The sequence below is a fragment of the Vibrio sp. JCM 18905 genome (genome assembly GCF_055393305.1).
The window spans coordinates 62,474-85,689 of sequence record NZ_AP043878.1; the positions used below are offsets into that span (position 1 = coordinate 62,474).

Genomic DNA, 23,216 nt, shown 5'->3' on the forward strand with positions numbered 1-23,216 from the left:
CCAATAAAAACGGACGCCTTGTTAAAGCCGCCCGTTTTATGTTGAATCCAAATTTATCCGTTATCAATAACACCGTGATTCAGCAATGACTCTACAATCTCATTGGAGCTAAGACCGTTGAAGTCTATCGATGTACCTAAGTTTTCCACAACAATGGTTTGCTGGACATTTGCATCCGTCGTAATGTTCAGAGAAACATTTTCTGTTGATGCGTCGTAATCGGCTTGAATGTGCGCAAGTAAATCATCAATACCTGCCGTTGGATCATTCAAATCAGCGATCACGTCTTTGAGGTCAATGGTGTCCTCATTGACGCTAAAGTCAGTGATGGTGTCAATCGCACCATTATCCACCGTGTCTTCTGTCCATTTAAAGATATCGCTACCCGCACCACCAGTCAGAATATCAGAGCCTAGTCCGCCAATAAGCACGTCATCTCCATCTCCTCCTAGGATATAATCATCTCCCGTACCGGCTGCTAAAGTAATGCCTGCATCACTACCAATAAGATAGCTGTCTTCACTTTCAGCTGACTGATCAATATCTTGACTATTTAGTGTAACGTTTAGATTAATGTCTAATGGCGTTGAATACGCTTGGTCACCATTTGATGCAGTAGAAACCGCAGTCAATGTAATATCGTAATCTCCCGGGATCGCATTATTGATATGTAGCGTATCAATTTCATCTTCTGGAACAGTCCATGTTGTACCATCAAAGCTGATATTCGATGTTGTAGCTTCACTCGTGATAGTGGCTCCTCTTGGCACGCCAGTGAGCTCTAAGGCCAGTACTTCATCGACATCGGTCAACGCCGCCATAATACCCACTAGCGCGATGCCTTGACGGCTTGCACTTTGACTCGCACTAATTCTTTGAATGTAACTAAAGTTCTGATCAATGGCCAAGTTTGGTACGTCAGCGACAGGCGTTACGTTAATATCAAACGTTTCTGATGTTTGTAGTGAGGTACCCGTTAAGTTGTCATAGAAGATACCGTTGTCATCAGCGGTAACGGTAAGCGCAATAGAATTGCTGTTCACGTCACTGGCATCAATAAATACACCGACATCCGGATCCGTCGAAGCGAAAAGACTATTAAGCTGAGACAAAGTCCCCATCAGTACAGTTTCACCTGCTAAACCAACGCCTTGAGTAATGCCACTCCCCGCCGGGACAACGACACTTATATCACCCTCATCGATGCTGAGTGACACCGTCATGATTTCATTCTCATGAATACCTGCAAAATCAACATCGGTAATTTCGAAACCTGAGATTTTTTGATCCGATGACTCCATAATCGTATTTGTGACCATTGAGCCATCAATCTCCGGAGCATCGTTAATCGCCTGCACTGTCATCACGGCTGAGCCACTGACGGTCTTCAGATCCGAGACGCCATTGGTCATGCCATCATCCGTAATATCGTAATTAAAGCTTACATCCCCGTAAAAATCAAGAGCAGGTTCAAAGCTCCACTCCGTTGAGCTCAGTTGAGTAAGCGTCCCTGCTGCAGGGTCGACAAGCGTAACATTGCTAACGGTTAAATTGTCCGACTCAATATCAACCGCATTAACCAGCAAGTCCGCTGCGGTAACAATAACAGCGCCGCTGTCTTCATCAATACTTGTCAGCGTCACTTCCGATGTTGTTGGCGCATCATTCACCTCTGTGACTTCAATTACAAATTGGCTGCTATTTGAATTGAGTGTTTCATCGACACCGCTAATCACGATACCTTCGTTGCCTTGGTCATCGACAGAGATGTCGACATTGACGTTACCAAAGAAGTTAAGCGCTGGGTTAAACTCCACTAAACCATCAGCGATAGCGGCGTTAAGGTCAGATACGGTTCCTTTCAGTTCAATTGAACCCGTGCCGTCTCCAGAAACCGTCAATCCGTAATTGGCAATAATCGATGGATTGAGCACCAAGTAACCGCTATCGACAGCAATATTCAAGACATACTCTGCGGTAGGATCATCAAGTACCGCATCCACATCCGAAATACCAAATGTATCCAGCAGGATAGCGTTGTCTTCTGGTGTTTCAACGTCAATGACATTCGCGAACTCCGGTCGATCATTCACCGCTTCAACATCAACAGCTACGTCAAACTCCTCGGCTGAACCTAAACTTTGGCGACCATCGAGCCCGGTATCAACCGCTTGCACTTTGAAATGCAGTGACCCTCCCCATGAGTTATCGTTTCGATCACCAGAATTAAAGACCACTTGATCCAAATCTTGAGCATCGATTTCTAATACGAAGACGCCATTTCCTTGGTCAGTAAACACCGTTCCATCAGGTAATGAAACACTCGCCCCATCAGGGACATTTGAAATCTCAACTCTCAGCGTCTCTGGATCATTTTCCTGGTAGGTTGCGCCATCTCCGATGGACTCTTTGTTATCAACCACCAACGCATTGACGTTGATAACAATATCTTCTCCCTCATTCCCCGCAGCTGAAGTATCAGGATTCACATCAACATCATCGCCAATAGGATTCACAACCAGCGTAAAGTTATTAGTTCGCTCAGTTGGTACTTGTAACAATTCTTCTTGGATGAACACGGTAATTCCAATCTCTGCCTCACCACTGAAGTTTTTCGGCGGTTTGATTTGGATGTCACTCAAATCAACGGATGTCTGAGTAAGGTCTTTTAGCTGAATACTCCATTCTCCTCCGCCGTTGTTCTTAACAACATAATCAGAGGAATTGGATTGAACGACAAAGTCGTCAGGAATCCCTATTAACTTGAGTGAAACGAAACTTTCAGAGCCATCATTATCGTTTAAGCTGATCGAAACCCCTGAGCCCGATTGATTCAACGAAATTAAAGTATCTTCGTCACCAACCACGGTAATTGGCTTCGTAGGATCGGCACCTGTAATCGTAATATCGTCCACCACTGGCGTAACTTCGAATGTCACGTCATCAGTAAAAGTTCTTATGTCGATATTATCGCCAGGGTTATTTAGGATAGACTGATCAAATACAGCCTCGTCCGTGATCTCTCCTTCGATATTAATCTTGACGGTGTTTTGTCCCCCACCTACGGGATAATTTTCTTTCGGCTTAAACAGAACATTATCAAGCGCACCCGCTAAAATTTCTGCTTCATTAAACTCAATACTTGTCCCTAAGCTATTGCCATTTGCGTCAACAAACTCCCCCAGTGTTGGGTCATCGAGCTCTAACTTGATATTCGTTAGCGTTTCCTGACCACCTTGGATATTGTTATAACGGTCAGCAAAATCGACATTTAGATTAAGTTGGATTAAACCATCTTCATAACCCACACCATCCGCCGTTGGTACATCGTTATTTAGGTCATTAACTGGTTGTTTGTTAGCGTCTAAACCGAGAGTACCTGTGATATCCACTGTCACATTTGGTGTAACATCACCATCTAATGGCTGATCACCCGCCGAACTCGGAACATCTGCAATCGGTAAAACCTGAACTGGAATTCGCACGTTGTTTTCTTTTTCGTCGCCAGACTCTGTGTCTTTGGTGACAAACCTCACAGGCAATTCGAAATCACCAGCGTAATCTTCTGCCAAGTGCATCGTTAAACCGTCCAAACCTGTGATATTGCCACTAGCATCAATATCTGCTTGGAAAACGTATTTACCATTGACAAAATCGATATCAGTGCCTGTTATCACCAAGCCTGGAGGAATACCGGGTGCAGATGGATCAATAACAACAGTCAAAACATCTTCCACACCATCCGCATTAATCGCATCGACTTTCGACGTCAATTGAGTGCCAAGGTCGATCGCATTATCTTCCGATGCTTCAATTTGGACGTCATCAGCCACCTGAATTTCAGCGGCAACACTCGTTTGCGGCGTGAGAACCGTCGGAAACTCAAGTGTCACGTCAGTTTCTCTTACCACTGTTGCGTCTTTTTCAACGGCATCTTCACCTAAATCGTTGACCTCGGCATAGATGGTTAACCCAATTTGAGATAGACCGCCGTTGTCACCATCATCGCTGTCGTCGTTTGGCGTTAAATCAAGACCCGAAGGCGCTTTAATCGAGAAGTTTTCTTCGTCAATGACTGTCCATCGACCGCCGCCTTCGTTCAATGCACCAACAATGACCAATTGATTGAGAATCTCAGGGTCGACATTGTGGAACTGAACAACAAACTGAGTCACTACTTCATCTGAAGAGGCGTCAAACTCTTGGTATTTGATGATATTCGCACCAGACTCCCCACCCGTTGAAGTATTGATCGTAAAATCAATGTTCCCTTGACCGTCTGACTTCACGATGTCAGTGACAACGCCAGTGCTTTCAGTAACAAGCAAACGTGTCTGGGCGTCTAGCGATCCTGTTGTATTTTCTGGCTCAACGATTGGATTGACTTGGACATGCACCATGCCATTGATGGTTTTTTCTGCAATTCCCTGCCCTGGATTAGAAGCATCGACATATTCGTGGTCAATCTCTTTCACCGTCACCGTAGTATTCAAATCAAAGTCAGTACTAGAGTCTTGCTCTAATTGCACCTGGACATACCCGCTTTGAGAGATTCGAGCAGAAAAGTCTTGCTCCGACTCGTTCGCTAGTGGCGAAAGTGTTAATGTTCCAGAAACCAATGTTTGTGCTACGCCATCGACATAAACCGTGCTGCCTGGAGGAAATCCAGAAATCGTCACATCACTAAAGAACTCGTCTGTATCAGGGCTTTGAGCCAACGTTGGCTTCCAATCAATATTAAAGCGTGTATCTTCATCACCTTCTGATTGAACCGTGTAGTTATCTTGCGCATCAATGACAGGAGCGACAATAATTCGGATCTCACCCGATGAGGTTCGACTGTGACCATCATTCTCTGTGACGATCGTCGTCGCTGTAATATGAATGTTCTCCGTCGATGACGCTTCCGGTTTAATAACAATTCCAGAATTAATATTCGCCGTGGTGATATTGGCTTCATAGATTGGCTGATTTTGCGCGTCATAGCCTACAAAGGTCAGATCGACGGATGCACCATCGCTATCAAATACCTCGACACCTGCCGGAATATTGGACAGCAGAACCGTAACCGACTCTGAGTGATCATTCGAGTTATCTGGTAACTCGCCAGAGATGACACTAAAGCCCAACTCTACTTGACCATTCTCATCGATATTAGTCTCAATACCTCTTACATTGCCGTCATTAAACTCATGCCAGATCCCTGATTTATCATTCAGCTCAATAAATGGTATGTCAGCTACGCCTTTCACACCGACGATCACTGTTTTGTTGCCTAGTGACAACATATCTTCGGCAACCCCATTAGATAACGATGCCGTGTCTTTGACGATACCTTCAACGTTGAAAGTAAAGTCATCATTGCTGTGCAACGGAGGAAGCACTTCGACCTTGGCTAACTCAGATTCTGGCACTTCGTAATAGAGTACATTGCCACTTGAATCGGTCACTTCCACGATTTGGCTTGGGTTTGCTGAATCAAGCCACACTAACGTAACGCCATCAATTGAGAAGTCAGAAATACGCACAAACAGTGCTTCAGAACCATCTAAATCCGCAGACGGCTTCATGGTAATCACTTCACTTAACTGAAGTGGATCATGATCCGTGACAGGATTGACAGTGTCTTGAGTTCGAGCGTTATCCTCAAAGACATTGATTCGGTTGACCGTAAAACTACCTAGGTCCGCGATTGGGTTAACATCAATGATGATAGTTTCCGTCTCTGAACGTGCCGTTTCTTTCCCTGATAACGGATTATTGTTTTCTGTTGTAATCGCGGTTACATCAATCTTTATTTCGCCCGAGAAATTATCGATTGGGTCAATTTGAACGTCACCAATTCGGCTGGCATCTACGAGATAAACACCACCAGTTTGTGGAATCGCACTACCATCCGAATATACTAACTCTGCGTTACCTTCCCCTTGTGTAAAGACGAGCTCGTACACAATGCCTTCAGGGTTACTAGTATCTTGAGTTTCAGCCGTGATATTAAGTGAGACGTTGTTTCCGTCTTCATCAACCGAGTAGTTAAATTCACTGTTTGCCGTCCACGTTGCAATATCTGCAACGGCAGCAACTTCAATGTCTAAACGACCATTAATCGTATGATCTGGCGTACCATTGTTAAGAATTTCCACACGGATACGAGGATCGATACCAGAAGCATCGGTTGAGGTATGACGATCTGGGACAAAATACAAGTTATCTAAAGAGACAAGCTCGCCACTAAATGATTGCTCGACATTCGAGGCGTCGAGAACAACCGTATTGTCCACAGATGTTAATTCAATGTAGTTGCCACTGCCGTCTCGGTAGTAGAACGTACCGTTGTGAGTATCAGCATCTCGAATAGTGATATCACCTAAGCTCTCGTTACGGTCGATATCGTGTAAATTGATAGCCAAGTCGACTTTCGCCGGCGTCACATCCAGCGTCGACAAGTTATCCTGAGTATTTGCAGAGTCAACGCCCACAACGACACCATCACGCCCTTGGTCCTCGAACGCAGTAACGGTAGACGTGTCAATTTGCGCATTACGGTCTCTTATCGAGATATCCACATCGGCATCAGCGATATCGCCATCACCATCGGTTGCAACAACGTTGATGGTGAAATCAATCGAGTCGGTTTCTGTATGGTCAAGATCGTCATTCGGACGGAATGACACACTGCCATCGGTTCGAACAACCAAACGACCGATTTCAGTATCCACTCCGTCAAGAACCTTGTGAACAAATACGACTTGGTCGCTGCCGTTCAAATCGACAGAATCAGAATCAACACCGTTTTGCTTAAAGTAAATGCCTGAATCATCAGCCGAAAATGAAGTCACTTGTGCGCCGTCAGCACCAAGATCGTCATCACCTTCTACAGGGTCTTGGAATAAGTGAACCGTGCGGCTGCCTTGTCCCTCAACACGCGAAATAGATGCATCGTACAAGGTTGGAACATCATCGGTAATCGTCACTGGTAAGTTAATACCGGCCGTATCGCCATCGACATCTGTAGCAAAGACTGGAAGATCGAGTATGAGTGTATCTTCGCCTTGGGTTGAGTGGTCTAGCACACCCTCAAGCGTAAACTTGTAAGAGCCGTCAGCGTGCAAAACTAGCGTGAACACTGAGTTTCCATCCGGAGTCTGCCCTTGATAAGTGTAGTTGTTGTTGCTTACTGCAGTTTGAACTAACGTCACCGCAAGACCACCTGAAGTGACTCCCGGGATCGGGTTAGATGTCAGGTCCAGTTGGTAAGAGACAACGGTATCTGCCCCTTCCACCGTATCGAAATTACCCGTTGCTTCAAGGCTGTCTTTGTTGGTTGCCTGAGAGCCATTAGTGAGGTCGTCCTCATCAACAGCCAAAGCATCTGCTGATTTAATTTCGGGAATGTCATCAATCACGGTAATTGGAAGATTCAGTGAAGATGACGTGTCACCATCAAAATCTGTGACTGTAATTGGGATATCAATGACAAGGTTGTTTTCACCTTGAATAGCGTCATGGTCGATTGGTCCCAATAGTTCAAATTGGTAACTGTCGTTATTCGCATCAAGAGACAACGTGAAGATCTTAGTTGATGTACCAGTAATGACCGCTTCGTAACTGGTTACACCACCAACCGAGCTCACCACATTCAACTCGATGCTGTTGCCGTTCGAAGTTAAGCCAGACACAACCGCATTGAGATCAGAAATTTGGTAGCTGACAATCTCATCTGCGCCATCAACGACTTCAAATCCGCCAGTCAGTACCGTCGAATCCCCACTTGTCGTGTCAGAGCCACCAGCAAGATCATCTTCATCAACGGTTTGTTGGCTAGAGTCAGTCACTTTCACAATCGCAGGAACATCGTCCACCACTGTGATCGGCAAGGTAATGTTATTGGACACATCGCCGTCAAAATCAGTCGCGTTGACTGGGAAGTTAATGACCAACGAGTTTTCATCGTTACCCGCAGGATGATCAAGTGCACCTAATAGTTCAAACTCATAACTGTCAGCTGAGCCATTTAGCGTCAGTTTAAAGACGGTATCCGTCGTACCTTGTACGTAAGCTCGGTACTCAATCACGCCATTTGAATTTGAAAACTCAACCAACTCAAGCGGTTGACCACCTGAGGTAAGGCTAGAAACAGGCGATGTTAAGCTATCCAACTGGAAGCTAACGATAGAATCGGCACCATCGGTAACGTCAAAGTTGCCACCAATGATATTGGATTCTGGCGTGTCGTCCGACCCTTGGCTTGGAATATCATCCTCATCCACAGACAAGGTACTACCAGAGCTAATAGCATCAATGGTTGGTTTGTCATCTACGATGGTCACTGGCAAGGTCGCAGTGATGGTATCGTTGTCGCCATCTGTAATCTTCACAGGTAGATTCAACAAAATCTCATCAGAGTTAACCGCGTGATCTAACTGACCAGATAACTCAAAGTCGTATTTACCATCTTGATGAAGTGTCAGCGTGAAGACCGTCACTCCGCCCGGAGTTTGTCCCACGTAAACAAGCGCGTCAGCAGTTGAAGCACCAACGTCTTGAGAAAGTGTTACCTCTTCTCCACCCGACTTCAGATTCGGGATAGGATTTGAGCTTAGATCCAATTCGAAAGCATCAATACCATCTGCGCTAGTGACTTCGAACTCACCTGATATCGTTAATGGCTCTTTCGTGCCATCAGAACCAAGAGGTAAGTCATCTTCATCGACACGTAGGCTTTCAATATTGGTAACAACTGGAACATCGTCCACAACGGTAATTGGCAATGTGAAGGCTGGTGAAGTATCACCATCATTATCTGTCGCCGTCACAGGGAGGTTGATAACAATCTCGTTTTGCTGATTACCATCTGGATGATCAAGCGGCTTCTGTAAATCGAACTCGTAGGTGTTGTTCGTTGCATCCAACGTCAGTTCGAAAACCACTTCAGCAGGATTGCCAGCAACACCTTGGTATACGTTCACGCCATTTGCGCTAGAAGACAGAACTAAGGTGATAGCTTCACCATCTGAAGTCAGTGACGCAACAGGCGTGGTCAGGTCACTAAGCTGAATAGAAGCAACTTGGTCAGCACCTTCAGTGATATCAAAAGTACCTGAAATAACAGTATCTTCTGCACTTGCAGCATCAGTACCTGCTGGTAGGTCATCTTCATCAACGGTTTGTTCACTGCCTGCTAGTAAACCATCAATGGTCGGAACATCATCCACAACCGTAATTGGTAAGGTGATGTTGTTCGACACGTCTCCATCAAAGTCAGTCGCGTTTATCGGCAAATTGATGACCAGTTCATTTTGGCCATCAGCATTTGGATGATCGAGAGGAGCAAGCAAATCGAACGTGTAGCTGTCATCAGAGGCATCAAGGGTCACACGGAATACTGGTGTCGTCGTGCCATCAATACGAGCTTCGTAAACTGAAACGCCACCTGCGTTTGAGACTTCAACCATGACCAGTGATTGACCACCAGAGGTCAGGCCTTGTACTGGCGTGGTTAGGTCAGAAACACCGTACTCGACGATGCCATCAGAGCCATCAGTCGCGATGAAGTTACCGGCAATGCTGTTCGACTGCGTACCATCAGATCCAACTGTTGGGATATCGTCCTCGTCAACCGTTTGCACACTTGTTGCTTCGATGCCACCAAGTGTCGGCTTGTCATCAACGATCTTGACAGGAATTGTCTCAGCAGACGTGTCGCCATCAAAATCTGTTGCGATGATTGGGAAGTTGAGCGTTAACTCGTCGCTATCAACAGCATGGTCGATTGGTCCTTCAAGCGTGAAGTTGTAACTACCATCAGTATTCACCGTCAGCGTAAAGACTGCTTCTGTGCCTGCCGTTGCTTTATAGGTAAAACTGCCGTCGCCATTTGCGGTTTCAGTCAGCGTGACCGCCACGCCTTGTAATGTAAGGCCATCAACTGGTGTTGCAGAAGCGTCAAGCTGATAACTCACCACTCGGTCCGAGCCTTGTGTGGTGGTGAAGTTGCCATCGATTGAAATCGGGTCAGTTTTATCTGAGCCAATCGTGGCTAAATCATCTTCATCAACGGTAATCGCATCAACATCGGTAATGGTCGGCTTATCATCCACGATGGTGACTGGGATCGTTTCTGTGGTGGCATCACCATCAAAATCTGTCGCGATGATTGGGAAGTTCAGCGTGAGCTCATCACTACCTGTTGCATGGTCAATTGGACCTTCAAGCGTGAAGTTGTAACTGCCGTCGCTGTTCACCGTCAAGGTAAATACGGCTTCTGATCCTGCGGTAGCGGTATAGGTGAAACTGCCATCCGCATTCGCGCTTTCCGTCATTGTCACCACTACCCCGTGTGAGGTTAAGCCATCAACAGGGTTAGAGGACACGTCTAACTGATAACGCACAACATGATCAGAGCCCGTCGTGACAAAGTGACCATCAATCGACACGGACTCTTTTTGATCAGAGCCAATCGTCGCCAAGTCATCTTCATCCACGCTGATCGCATCAACATTAGTGATGCTTGGCTGATCATCAACAATAGTGACAGGCAGTATTTTAGTTGAAGTGTCGCCATCAAAGTCTGTTGCGATAATCGGGAAATCGATTTGTAGGCTGTCGCTACTCATCGCATGGTCTAGTGGACCTTGCAGAGTAAAGGTGTAGCTGCCATCTGGCTTCAGCACTAATTCAAATACGGCATTGCCATCTGCTGTGGCAGTGTAAGTAAAGCTACCATCACCGTTTGCCGTCTCAGCAAGCACAACAGGTTCACCTTGAGAAGTTAACCCTGCTAGAGGATCCGCGGTTGCATCAAGCTGGTATTTAACAACGCTGTCCGATCCTTCTGTCGTACTAAACGAACCAGACATAAACGCATCATCGTTTTGGTCTGAGCCAATTGTGGCGAGATCATCTTCGTCTACTGTCAGTGGAACAACGTTGTCGATGCTTGGAACGTCATCAGTAATGGTGACTGGAATGGTCGCAGTAGTCGTATCACCATCAAAATCCGTCGCAATGATTGGGAAGTTCAGTACTAACTCATCGCTGTTTAACGCATGGTCGACCGGCCCTTCCAGACGGAAGTTGTATGTACCGTCTGCATTCACATTCATGGTGAATACAGGGTTACCATCCGCGGTAGCAACGTAAGTAAAGCTGCCATCGGCATTCGCAGTCTCTACCAGAGTAACAGGCTCACCTTGAGAGGTTAAACCTGCAACAGGATCAGCCGTTGAATCAAGTTGGTAGCTCACCACACGGTCTGAGCCTTGAGTGGTCGTGAACGCACCTTCTACATAAACAGCGTCACTTTGGTCTGAGCCAATACCTGATAGATCATCTTCGTCTACAGCCAGAGGCACGACATTATCGATGATTGGTGCATCATCCGTGATCGTGACTGGAATAGTTGCCGTGGCCGTATCACCATCAAAGTCGGTGGCAACAATTGGGAAATCAATCGTTAGGCTGTCGCTGTTAGCGGCATGGTCGATTGGGCCTTGCAGCGTAAAGTCGTAAGTACCATCTGTTGCGACGTTTAACGTGAATACTGGATTGCCATCTGCGGTCGCAACATAGGTAAAGCTGCCATCACCATTCGCGGTTTCCACCAAGGTAATCGCCTCACCTTGAGACGTCAGGCCCGCAACAGGATCGGCTGTTGAATCCAATTGATAGCTCACCACTCGGTCAGAACCTTGAGTGGTGGTAAATGCGCCTTCAACAAACAGATCGCCGCCTGGGTCGGAACCTACAACGTTAAGGTCATCCTCATCAACATTCAGCGCATCAACCGCTGTAATAGTCGGTACATCATCAACTATCGTGACTGGAATGATTTCAGTTACTGTGTCGCCATCAAAGTCGGTGGCTATAATTGGGAAGTTCAGTGTCAACTCATCACTATCAACCGCATGATCAATTGGTCCTTCAAGCGTGAAGTTGTAAGTACCATCAGTATTCACAGTCAGCGTAAAGATCGCTTCAGAACCCGCTGTCGCTTCATAACTGAAACTACCATCACCATTTGCGGTTTCTGTTAGCGTTACCGCCACACCTTGAGATGTTAAACCGTCAACTGGTGTTGATGAAGCATCGAGTTGGTAGCTCACCACACGGTCTGAGCCTTGCGTGGTTATGAAGCTGCCATCAATAGAAATTGGATTACTTTGGTCTGAACCGATTGATGCTAGATCATCTTCATCAACCGTAATGGCATCCACGTCAGTAATCACTGGCTTATCGTCCACGATGGTGACAGGGATAGTCGCGTTTGTGGTGTCACCATCAAAGTCGGTTGCGATGATTGGAAAGTTGAGCGTTAACTCATCGCTATCAACAGCATGATCAATTGGCCCTTCTAGCATGAAGTTGTAAGATCCATCAGTATTCACCGTCAGCGTAAAGACTGCTTGTGTGCCTGCCGTTGCTTGGTAGGTAAAGCTGCCGTCGCCATTTGAGGTTTCAGTCAGCGTGACTGCAACGCCTTGCGATGTAAGGCCGTCAACTGGTGTTGCAGAAGCATCAAGCTGATAGCTCACCACTCGATCCGAGCCTTGTGTGGTGGTGAAGTTGCCATCAATAGAAATCGGGTCAGTCTGATCTGAGCCAATCGTGCCTAAATCATCTTCATCAACGGTAATCGCATCAACATCGGTAATAGTCGGTTTATCATCCACGATGGTGACTGGCAACACGATTTCGCTTGTATCACCATCGAAGTCTGTCGCAATAACGCTAAAATCAAGGGTTAAGCTGTCGCGATCTGCCGCATGGTCGATTGGACCTTGCAGCTCAAAACTGTACGAGCCGTCGGTATTCAAAATTAATGTGAAAACTGCACTGCCATTTGCCGTTGCGCTGTAGGTGTAACTGCCGTCTGCATTTTGCGTTTCGGCAATGGAGACGGTTTGACCTTGAGATTGCAGGCCATTTAAAGGATCAGCGTTTACATCCAACTGATACTGTACGACGCCATCTGAGCCCTGAGTCGTCGTGAACTGACCTTCAACCAACGTTGGCTGTGATTGGTCAGAGCCTACCGAACTTAAGTCATCTTCATCGACGGTAAGAGCAACAACGTCGTTAATGGTTGGCACATCATCAGCAATGGTTACCGGTAGAACAAGTGAACTGGTGTCACCGTCAAAGTCCGTTGCGACAATAGTGAAGTTTAGAGTTAAGCTATCGCTACCCACAGCATGATCGATTGGGCCTTCAAGACTAAATGAATAAGAACCATCAGGGTTCACTTGTAAGGTGAAGATAGCCTCCCCTTCTGCCGTTGCAGAATAGGTAAAGCTGCCATCTGAGTTGACAGTTTCCGTCAGAGAGATAGATCGACCCTGTGATTCCAACCCATTGAGTGGATCAGTGCCGCTCTCTAATTGATAACTTACAACACGGTCTGAGCCCTGAGTCGTCGTGAAGCTACCTTGCGCGAGCACAGAGTCGCTTTGATCGGAGCCGATGCTTGATAAATCGTCTTCATCGACGGCCAGCGCATCAACGCCATCAATCGAAGGAACGTCATCTTGAACCTGAATGACAATTTGCGCCGCTTCTGGTGTGTTCGAACCTTCGGTAATCGAGGAGCGGTCGCCATCCGCATCTACCGCGTAAACTGGCAGTGAGAAAGTAAGCGAGTCATCGTTAGCACCCGTATGGTCAAGTTGTTCATACAAGTTGAATTGGTATTCGCCCAATGCAGGGGCATCAATCGCCACATCAAATACTGTGATACGCACGCCATCCAGCTCGATGAAGCCCTCGTAAGTACGCACGCCATTACTCTCGGACGCTATTTCCAGTTGAACAACCTGCCCTTGAGATTGGAGTTCTCCACCAACGTTAAACTCTGTAGGTTCCAACTCGTAGTGGTCAATGATGTCACTACCGACCGCTGTCGTGATCGACCCAGTACCACTTGTTACTGCCGCGCCTTCCTGTGAACCTTGGTCAACCCCCGCCTCGTCTAAAGACAATCCCGTCACGTTTTCAATCACCGGGTTATCGCCATCAAGGATGGTCATCGTAAACGTGTTACTTGCCGTATCTTGGTCGAAATCGACGATTGTGGTTGGCAAAGAGAGCTCAATCGTATCTTCACCGTTTGTTTGTTCTAACGGCTTAAATTGCTCAAATTGGTAGGTGCCATCGGTGTTCAGACTGATGGTTAAGACGGTTTCATTCGAGCCAGCAATGGACAAGGTGATAGTACTGCCGTCTTCAGAGAGTACTGCTTCTGTCGCCTGATTATCACTCAGTAGGCCATCGAACTGACTAAGCCCTTCTTGATTAAACGTGACCGTTGCCAATTGATCACTACCAATATCAACAAAGGTGCCAGTGATTGGTGTAGAAGAAGATTCAACGTTTTCAAAAGTAACGTTTTGCGGCGCCGGATCATCGCCATCAATAACAGTTGTCGTGAAACCGATAGGTGCTTGAATACTGTTACCACCAATATCTGCGCCTGTAATGTCAAAAGCGATATTGATTTGATCACCGGAGATGAAAACTTGACCATCAGCAACAGACGCGACATGGTCAATGCCCTGGCTAATCGTGGTAACGACCTCTAACTCTAAATCACGGCCTAAAGATGTCGCTTCGATCTCTATACGAAGCACTTCGTTACCTTCTTGAGTGCCGATAATGGCATTTTGCGCTTCGTCATAAACGAACGCCACTGGCTGACCAGCAGAGGTAATATCACTATTTAGCTCGGTTAACAGAGACTCTAATGAGGACGTTTCAGGTACAAATGAAGCGGTATCAAGTGCGAGATCCCCTGCTTCAACCAGCACACTAGAAGAAATGGTTTGCGGATAGCTTGATAGAGAAATTGAGCCTTCTGTTACGCTAGATTGCAATGATTGTCCGCCATCGGCAAAGATAGTGACATCTAAATCATCAGCTTCATCGCGTTCTTCTACACCGCTACGAGTCGCTGACGTCTCAAAAAAGGTGGAGGCAAGTACTTCCGGATTATTATATTCAACGGTCACATAGCCAGCATTGGCTGAGCCTTCAGCGCCAGCACCAGCAGCCGTTGCTTCCAAAATAGCAGTCGGGTCAGCACCATCTAAAATGGCCTGTTGGATGGCCGCGACATCATTAGCGTCAAAGTTAGCACCTTCGATAGCTGTTGGATCGAAAGTAACCTGGCCATTAACTGGAGATTGCAGCAAGGTTTCTGGTTGTTCAAAAGAAGGTTCTGGAAGGCACGCGACACAATTAGCATCAACCAGATACAGCTCATTATGTATCTGTACATCAAGAGAAGCGTTATTTTCAGTAATGATCACTTCGCCAGATATTAACTCATCCCCCGCTTTTATAGACCTGACTTTTCCATCCAGACCTAAAACCAAGACTTCACCTTTGACAGCATTTACAATCGCGTTCTGCGGCACGGTTTGCGTACTCATCTGACCTCCGCTAATGGCCTACGTTTCCCATTAACCTTTTTAGATAGTTTTTAAATGATTTAGTGCGGCATACTGCACACCTTTAGACGATTAGACTAAGTATCAACTCATTAAACAATCGATAAATGGCGCACTAATGAGCAAAGTAAGTAAAACTTACTAGTAGTCACAGAAATGTGACACATGTCCTAACGCCGCAATATCGATTAATTATATGAAATTGATATCTTATTCCGTATAAGTGTAGTCGTTTTAAAAAAGAAGATAGATGAAAACGCTCAGCTAAACGCCAAACTACCGGTTGCAATCAATAATGGAAGAAAAGCAATAAGAATGTTGTATACACCTGAACGTGATGACAACTTAATCAATATCGGTGACGAGAAAAACGTGACGATTAAATATTGAATGACATAAATCGTTGGACAAAATATAACCATAAAAATGTGGCTCACAATATGAATTCCCGAGCACCACGAATTCGGCTTTGTCCTGATATACAGTAAAAAAAATACGAGCAAGCTAATAAGAAAATACATAAAAATCACACTTGAAAATAATTATCATTTTCAATCATATGTAAATATTCCCCCACTTTCAATGATGTGAGAGCTATTAATACCATCGTTATTATCAATCAACACAATAAGTAAAATTATCAGTAATTCCCGGCCTAAACGTTTGCGTAATCGCTAACCTTCTCTTAACCTTGATTTGAGGCTTTTATCACGGTTTTTCCATTGATATAGTGCGTCCATACAACAAAAAAAGACCATTCGAGGCATGGAGCTTCCTCATTAATCTCAAGATGAGAAGAATTGGTACCGACAAAATTCGGCAGATTTTAAGAGGGTCAAAAAATGGACATGAATATGGTTGAGATTTTAGGTTATGCAGCTTCAATCATGGTCGCAATTTCGCTAACTATGAAAGATATTGTTAAGCTTCGTATCCTTAACTTTATTGGTTGTGCGCTATTTACTGCTTACGGACTAATGATTGATTCTTGGCCTGTAGTATTAACTAACGGCTTTATTGCTTGCGTTAATATCTACTTCCTAGCAAAAATGCAACAGGAAAAAAAAAGCCTAGAATCTAGAGCCTAAAAAGCAATAGCATTCGAACAATAAAAGCCCGCGAATGATAAGATCGCGGGCTTTTTGCTTTTTAATGCGCTCTCATTTTCTGCCCATTCATCAATAGCTCTAGCGAACCCAGTTAAGTGCTAATGTTTCTCGACGAGAGAACATGTCTACATGCGATGAGATTATCGCCTTCACTGTGCTCAGTTTCTCTTCTGAATCCGCCTCACAAATAATGGTCAAGCTAGACTCGCAAAGAGCAAACTCCGCTTTTCCCGTCGGGAATGTCACCAAACCGCTGTTTTCATTCCAAGTAGCAGGAACCTTTCGTCCAAAATGCCGACAAAGCGTCACTAAATATTTGTCAGCATGTTCGCTATCTATTCGGGTGCTTTCTTTAATCATGAATTTACTCGTGTTTTGAAGCGCCCCCTCTCGGGAGCCCTATTAGAATTGATAAGCAGCAGAAAGTTTGAAGTTGCGACCAGGCTCGTAGTCATCAAGCGTGAAGCCACGTGCAGTACCCGAACGAGACGCATGAGAGCTGTACAACTCGTCAAATACATTATCAATACCAAAGGTCACCGACAGTCCATCAATATCAGACGGCACCCATTGAGCATATAGATTATGTACATCATAGCTTGCTTTCTTTGGCTGACCATCAAAGACGTTGTCTTCCTCTAGAACAAACATTGAGTTCCACCCGAAGATCGTTTCTAAAGCGTCTGACTGGTAATCCAAAGTTAGAGCAATACTATCACCCATATCAATGCTACGCCCATTACCCCCAGCAACAGGGCCACCAGTATTCTTGTTTTTGGTGTCCGACTTAGAGTAAGAAAGTTTGCTGTTAAACTTGTCGTAGCCATAAGAAGCACTTGCCTCAAAGCCTTTAATCTCGACATCACCTAAGTTGTAAATCAGGTAAGTTTGAGTCGCGTTTTGGTACTGGTCTGCAATGTAATCATCAATTTCCGTTTGGAATGCCGTAATATTCGCTCCAAAGAAATGCTTATCAAAGGTTTTATCAAAATGGACACCACCCTGTGTGTTCAACCCCGTTTCTGGCTTTAGTCCATCCTCTAAAAATGCAACGTCTTGGTAAGCAATAAAGGTTTCCATCAGCTCAGGGCCTTTGAATAGAGAGCGTGCGCTCGCAAACAACGTCCAATCCTGAGTGACTGCCCATTCTACCGCTAGGGCCCAGGTCACATCATCATAGTTACTCGTCCCCGTTTCCGCTTCACGTTTGTAATCATCAAAACGCATACCTGCGGTAACAAAGAAAGCATCAGAGAAGAAGAACTGGTCTTCTACAAACAGCGCGGTTGAAATGGCCGATTCATCCATGAACTTACGGCTACCGTAGTAACTTGAAGATGTCTTATCCATGTAGTCGAAACCATAGGTGATTCGATTATCAAACTCACCTAACATAACATCCGACTGGAACTTACCATTCAAACCAAAGTTTTGGTTTTTAGCGGTGTTCTTCGATAAACGGTTCGAAGGCCAGCGAGGAGCCATAACGCTCTCATCCCGTTTAATTTCTGTCTCGGTATTATAAAGCGTGACGTTTCCCTGATGTTGTTCGCCTCGCAGCTCGTAACTCAAGGTAACGGTATCTCGGTCATAATCCGTAGGAATAAGTAACGTGCTCGATAAGCCATTGTTCGCACTACCCGACATATCAGGACGCGGACTGTAATCACCACTGTCTCGGTACATGTCATAAGAGAGCTCAAAACGATGGATGTCGTTTAGTTCATACCCCAACTTAGCCAGAATGTTGTAAACATCACCCGCAGCGCCATAGGTTTTGTTGCCGTCACCATCTTCAAAGTCATCGCGCGTAACGTAATGGCCATAAACCATCGCATCAATGTTTTCGGACAAAAGCCCGTACAGTGTCAACGAGCCTTGTTGGTTGTCGTTGGATGCATAACCGCCATAAACACGAGCGCCAAACTTTTCATCGTAACGAAGTAAATCGCGAGCGTCTTTCGTTTCAAAATAAACCGAGCCGCCTAAGCCATTTTGAGTCACAGAGTTATTACCTACCTGGATATCGGCAGATTTGAGAATGTCAGGGTTTAGCGTCAAGTTACCAATGTGATGGAACATGCTCGCATGCTGAGAAGCACCATCAAGACGAATGTCCAAATCGGTTTCGCTCAAACCACGAATGGTAATACGTTGATTCACAGAGTGTGTTCCACCAACATCAACACCGGGAATATCGCGCAGTAAATCAGACATATGATCCGCTTGCTTCAGTGACATGTCGTCCGCAAACATCGACTCAGTATTGCTAGAAACTTTTGTTCCCCATACAACGACTTCTTCAAAATGTGACTCGGTATCTTGAGCTAAAACAGGGTTTGATAGCGCCATTCCCACTGCAAGGCAAAGGCTTGAAAGCTTGATAGATGAACAAGCAGGGCTTTCCATAACTTCATTCCTAAATATTAATGATAATAATTCTCAGGTATAATAAGCATGAGTTTTATAAATACAAAGGCGATTTGATTATGCGAAATCGCACAAGTGTTATGAGGAAGTGTCAAATGCGGGAAGTCACACCAAAACGAACTAGAATTGCCAAGATCGCTTTAACCCAAAAACTGGAAGCCACAGAAAAGCAGTGGATCGTCACGCAAGGTCAACCTTGTCAAACTCAACTGGCAGAAGGCAAATTCCTATCATATCAGTACAATGATCAAATCTTTATTCATGGTGGACGTTGCCTAGAGCTTGTTGATTCACATATTGTTTCTACTGCACACGCCTCACTGTTGGTCACTATTCTTTTAGAAGGTAAGCTCTCGTTTGGCTATGACGATTTGCAATTTGATTTAGACGCAAGCGACGGCCCTAAAGGTGTCGTGGTGAACCTACTCAAACCTGCAAACTTTCGTCGTTCACTGCTCAAAGATAACGTCATTAATAAGATCAACATATTGGTTAAGCCCCAGTGGCTAGAGGCTCGCCTTGACCAAACCTGTCGTCATCGGTCCTTTTTTAACTCTCATCAGGCGTTTCATCCTCTAGAGCTTAACCAGGCGTTATGCGAACTGGCTGAAACGCTGACAAGCCGAGAAACACCACAAGAATTCCAAGATAAGTTGGAAGTTGAAAGCTTGATCTATCAAATTTTGCATCAAGCGACTGAGCAAATCCCCAAAAACTTCAGTGCTAATAAAAATAACCATGAACGGCACACAGATGGTCGAATAGAGGATATTGTTAGCTATATAGAAACTCACCTTGAGCAAGAACTAGGCTTAGAAAAGTTGGCAAGCGTGTTTTCAATGAGCGTTTCAAACCTGCAGCGCCGATTTAAACAATCACTCAATATGACCGTAAATGGTTATATTCGCTTTCGTCGCCTTGAGATTGCGAGGCAACACTTGGAACGTGGCCTAGTGACGATCACGGAAGCGGCTTATGAAGCCGGATACCACCACCCTTCCAACTTCACCTGCGCTTTCAAAAAGGTATTTGGTGTACCACCGCATGAAGTGATAAAAGAGTAAAGAGGCCCCAGGTAACTGACTGTTATTTAGGAGTGTCTTATCCACAACATCGGTATATACTCGCCTTAAACGTTATGGAGGTTAAACATGAATATTGGTGCTGTCGCAAAGCTTACTGGGCTTTCATCTAAGTCGATTCGATTGTATGAAGACAAAGGGATCATATCTCCACCAGCGCGCAGTGACTCTGGCTATCGCGAATATTCAGATAATCATATTCAAGAGCTTAACTTAGTATCACGCGCAAAAAACGCAGGCTTTTCATTGCAAGAATGCAAAGAGTTTGTGCAACTTGCCCATAATCCCAACCGAAAAAGCAGCGAAGTAAAAGCAAGAACCATGGATAAGCTGAGAGAGGTTGAAGAAAAAATCGCGCACCTCATGGAGATCAAAACGCAACTTGAGGGTTGGGTTTCTTCTTGTCCGGGAGACGCTGAAAGCCGATGCCCAATCATAGACGAGCTCACCAAGTAAACTCGCCTATCTATCCTCATTGAGGAATCGCTTTCATTAAGCCCTGAGGTTGGATTAGTGGTAAGTACACATGCGCTTGCCGTTTAATTCGATAATATTAAACGGCGTTTCGTAGATATCCTCTAGCGTAGACGCCTGAATCACCTCTTCCACCGCACCACTTGCCACAACTTTGCCTTGCTTAAGCGCCAATATGACATCCGAGTAGCACGCTGCGAAATTAATATCATGAATTACCACCACCATGGCTTTGTTCATGTCATGAGCTAACCGCTGCACGACTTTCATGATCTGAAGAGAGTGTTTGATATCTAGATTGTTAAGTGGTTCATCAAGAAAAACGTAGTCTGTATCTTGTGCAATCACCATGGCAATAAACGCAAGCTGTCGCTGACCACCACTTAATTCATCCAAATATTTGTCTTGTATACCTTGTAAATCTAGATAGTCGATCGCTTGTTCAATCACCGCATGATCTTCTTTGGTCAGATTTCCTTTGGAGTATGGGAAACGGCCAAAAGAGACCAACTCCTTCACGGTAAATCGCATGGTAATAGAGTTGGCTTGACGAAGTACCGCCAGCTTTTTCGCTAACTCTTTAGTGTCCCATTCCGCAATTTCCTTACAATCAATGATAACACTACCACCATCCCGCTCCGTTAAGCGCGAAGCCATAGATAACAGCGTGCTCTTTCCCGCGCCATTCGGGCCAATAATGGACGTCACTTTGCCCTTTTCAAACTGAGTATTGGCCTCATCAACCACTTTATTTGAACCGAAGGCCTTCGTTAATTTGTCTATCACTATCATATTTATACAACTTTGTTTTTCAGTAGTAGGTATAAGAAATACGCACCACCAATAAAGTTAATAACGACACTCAACGTCGTCTCAAAACTGAACACGTTCTCGATAATCCATTGCCCAGCCAGTAACGAGCTGATGGAGAGAAACGAACAACCAACCAATAGCGTTTTGTGTTGGTAACTTCGGAACATTTCTCGGCTTAAGTTGGTCACCAGCAAACCAAAGAACATGATTGGTCCCACTAGAGCCGTAGAAATAGCAATCAGAACCGCCGAGATAATGAATACATTTCGCGTCACCTTAGGTACGTCGACGCCCAAACTTTTCGCATTGTCTTGGTCGAGCCAAAACACATCTAAAGTGCGATGCATACTAAATAGCAACCAACATGCAAACATCAAAGCTGGTGCACTAAAGTAAACCAAATTCACTTTGACATTATTAAAGCTGGCGTAAAGTTTCGATTGAACGATTGCAAACGTATTTGGGTCCATCAGCAAAGAGAAAAATGACGCCGCATTGGAAAATAGCTGACCAAAGATCAAGCCGACCAATAGCAACGTAATCAAGTTCTTGCTTCCTTTAGAAAAGTAAAAACCAAACAACAATAATGAAAACGACACCATTACAATTACGGCAATCGTGAAATTGACGTACAAGTTAAGAACTAAAGTACTCAAACCACCAAAAATCAGCACGATCAAAATTTGCGTCAACACATACAACGCATCAAACCCCATGATACTTGGCGTTAAAATTCGGTTGTGCGTAATGGTTTGAAATACAAGTGAAGACTGAGCAATAGCCACACCCGCTAGCACTATCGCCAATACTTTAGGAACTCTACGAGATAAAAAATACTGGTAGTTGTCAGCCGTTAGCCCAATACCAATAAACAAACATGCGAAAAGTACCGCAATGCCGCCTAACAGTAGGATTTTCGTTGAATCACGCATGTTGTTTACCTCGCAACAACATCGCGATGAATACCACGCCACCCAATATGCTGATCACGATAGAGATTGGCATTTCATGAGGGAAGATAATCAAACGACTCACCAAGTCGCAACACAACACTAAAGTCGCCCCATACATGGCCGTAAGCGGAATGTTCTTTTTGAGGTTATCACCATAAAAGTGACTCACGAGGTTCGGCACAATCAGACCAAGGAATGGCAGCTGCCCCACAATCATCACGACACTTGCCGACATGATGGACACCAACAGCACGCCAATCGTGACAACCTGCTGATAATTTAACCCCAAGTTAACCGCGAAATCTTTTCCGATACCCACGGCTGAAATCCTTGCGGCAAAAAGGTAGCTGAGAATAGCCATTGGTACCGCGATGTACAGCAGTTCAAAATCACCACGCAAGATGTTGGCGAAGTTTGCGACTGTCCAAGCATTCAGACTTTGAAGTGCATCGTATTTGTAAGCGATAAACGTGGTCATGGATTGGATGACATTGCCGAAAATAATCCCGACAAGAGGCACAAAAACCACACTCTTAAATTGAATGCGCTGAATAAAGAAAATAAACGCCAGCGTCCCAAATACCGAGATGCCGAATACGAGCCAAAGGTGATTGTCGTTGCCAAAGAAAACCACGCTCAGTACATAGCCCAGCATGGCGCATTCGATCGTACCGGTTGTAGAAGGTGCAGCAAATCGGTTCTGGCTGATTTGCTGCATAATAAGGCCTGCAATACTTAAGCCTGCACCAGCAAGCAGTATGGCGAATAAACGTGGTATACGGCTGGTAAAGAAAAGCTCTAACGCTTTCTCATCACCCGAAAATAACTGTTGGGGCGTCATGTTTGCCACCCCAACAAACAACGAAACCGTGCTTAAAACCACAAGGGTTAGCAATAACTTTTTCAAAGTTA

Annotated in this window: 9 protein-coding genes; 3 read left to right on the forward strand and 6 right to left on the reverse strand. The window is 45.1% G+C overall.

Annotated features, from left to right (window positions below; translation table 11 throughout):
• Positions 1–53 precede the first annotated feature (53 nt).
• Positions 54–15,425, reverse strand: a complete 15,372-nt coding sequence (locus ACZ5ZC_RS00250) for a retention module-containing protein (RefSeq protein ID WP_464931610.1) — start codon at positions 15,423–15,425, stop codon at positions 54–56.
• 860 nt (positions 15,426–16,285) lie between these two features.
• Here ACZ5ZC_RS00250 and ACZ5ZC_RS00255 point away from each other — a divergent pair.
• Positions 16,286–16,531: a YgjV family protein gene (locus tag ACZ5ZC_RS00255; RefSeq protein WP_005397186.1), complete on the forward strand. Its 246-nt coding sequence runs from the start codon at positions 16,286–16,288 to the stop codon at positions 16,529–16,531.
• 99 nt (positions 16,532–16,630) lie between these two features.
• On the opposite strand, the gene ACZ5ZC_RS00260 is transcribed toward ACZ5ZC_RS00255, so the two are convergent.
• Positions 16,631–16,912, reverse strand: a complete 282-nt coding sequence (locus ACZ5ZC_RS00260; protein WP_046875989.1) for a DUF2218 domain-containing protein — start codon at positions 16,910–16,912, stop codon at positions 16,631–16,633.
• Between the two features lie 42 nt (positions 16,913–16,954).
• Positions 16,955–18,961, reverse strand: coding sequence for a TonB-dependent siderophore receptor (locus tag ACZ5ZC_RS00265; protein ID WP_464931611.1), 2,007 nt, complete (start codon positions 18,959–18,961; stop codon positions 16,955–16,957).
• Between the two features lie 116 nt (positions 18,962–19,077).
• Here ACZ5ZC_RS00265 and ACZ5ZC_RS00270 point away from each other — a divergent pair, with 116 nt between their 5' ends.
• Together ACZ5ZC_RS00270 and cueR are read left to right on the forward strand one after the other, a co-directional pair.
• Complete coding sequence (locus tag ACZ5ZC_RS00270) at positions 19,078–20,046, forward strand: helix-turn-helix domain-containing protein (RefSeq protein ID WP_047008259.1); 969 nt, start codon at positions 19,078–19,080, stop codon at positions 20,044–20,046.
• Positions 20,047–20,133: 87 nt separating this feature from the next.
• Positions 20,134–20,520 carry a Cu(I)-responsive transcriptional regulator gene (gene cueR, locus ACZ5ZC_RS00275; protein WP_012842332.1) on the forward strand — a complete coding sequence of 129 codons (387 nt, stop codon included), beginning with the start codon at positions 20,134–20,136 and terminating at the stop codon, positions 20,518–20,520.
• A gap of 54 nt (positions 20,521–20,574) precedes the next feature.
• Here cueR and vctC read toward each other — a convergent pair whose 3' ends face one another.
• From vctC to vctD, 3 genes are read right to left on the reverse strand one after another with little or no spacing between them, the layout of a single operon-like run.
• Positions 20,575–21,330 carry an iron chelate ABC transporter ATP-binding protein VctC gene (gene vctC, locus ACZ5ZC_RS00280; RefSeq protein WP_005397181.1) on the reverse strand — a complete coding sequence of 252 codons (756 nt, stop codon included), beginning with the start codon at positions 21,328–21,330 and terminating at the stop codon, positions 20,575–20,577.
• 2 nt (positions 21,331–21,332) lie between these two features.
• Positions 21,333–22,283, reverse strand: a complete 951-nt coding sequence (gene vctG, locus ACZ5ZC_RS00285; RefSeq protein ID WP_012842333.1) for an iron chelate uptake ABC transporter permease subunit VctG — start codon at positions 22,281–22,283, stop codon at positions 21,333–21,335.
• Complete coding sequence (vctD, locus tag ACZ5ZC_RS00290; protein ID WP_041853077.1) at positions 22,276–23,211, reverse strand: iron chelate uptake ABC transporter permease subunit VctD; 936 nt, start codon at positions 23,209–23,211, stop codon at positions 22,276–22,278. Before vctD ends, vctG begins: the two co-directional genes overlap by 8 nt.
• Between the last annotated feature and the right edge of the window lie 5 nt (positions 23,212–23,216).

Coding starts and splice junctions, on each gene's coding strand:
- ACZ5ZC_RS00250 (WP_464931610.1), bottom strand. CDS start 15,425: ATGAGTACGCAAACCGTGCCGCAGAACGCGATTGTAAATGCTGTCAAA.
- ACZ5ZC_RS00255 (WP_005397186.1), top strand. CDS start 16,286: ATGGACATGAATATGGTTGAGATTTTAGGTTATGCAGCTTCAATCATG.
- ACZ5ZC_RS00260 (WP_046875989.1), bottom strand. CDS start 16,912: ATGATTAAAGAAAGCACCCGAATAGATAGCGAACATGCTGACAAATAT.
- ACZ5ZC_RS00265 (WP_464931611.1), bottom strand. CDS start 18,961: ATGGAAAGCCCTGCTTGTTCATCTATCAAGCTTTCAAGCCTTTGCCTT.
- ACZ5ZC_RS00270 (WP_047008259.1), top strand. CDS start 19,078: ATGCGGGAAGTCACACCAAAACGAACTAGAATTGCCAAGATCGCTTTA.
- cueR (WP_012842332.1), top strand. CDS start 20,134: ATGAATATTGGTGCTGTCGCAAAGCTTACTGGGCTTTCATCTAAGTCG.
- vctC (WP_005397181.1), bottom strand. CDS start 21,330: ATGATAGTGATAGACAAATTAACGAAGGCCTTCGGTTCAAATAAAGTG.
- vctG (WP_012842333.1), bottom strand. CDS start 22,283: ATGCGTGATTCAACGAAAATCCTACTGTTAGGCGGCATTGCGGTACTT.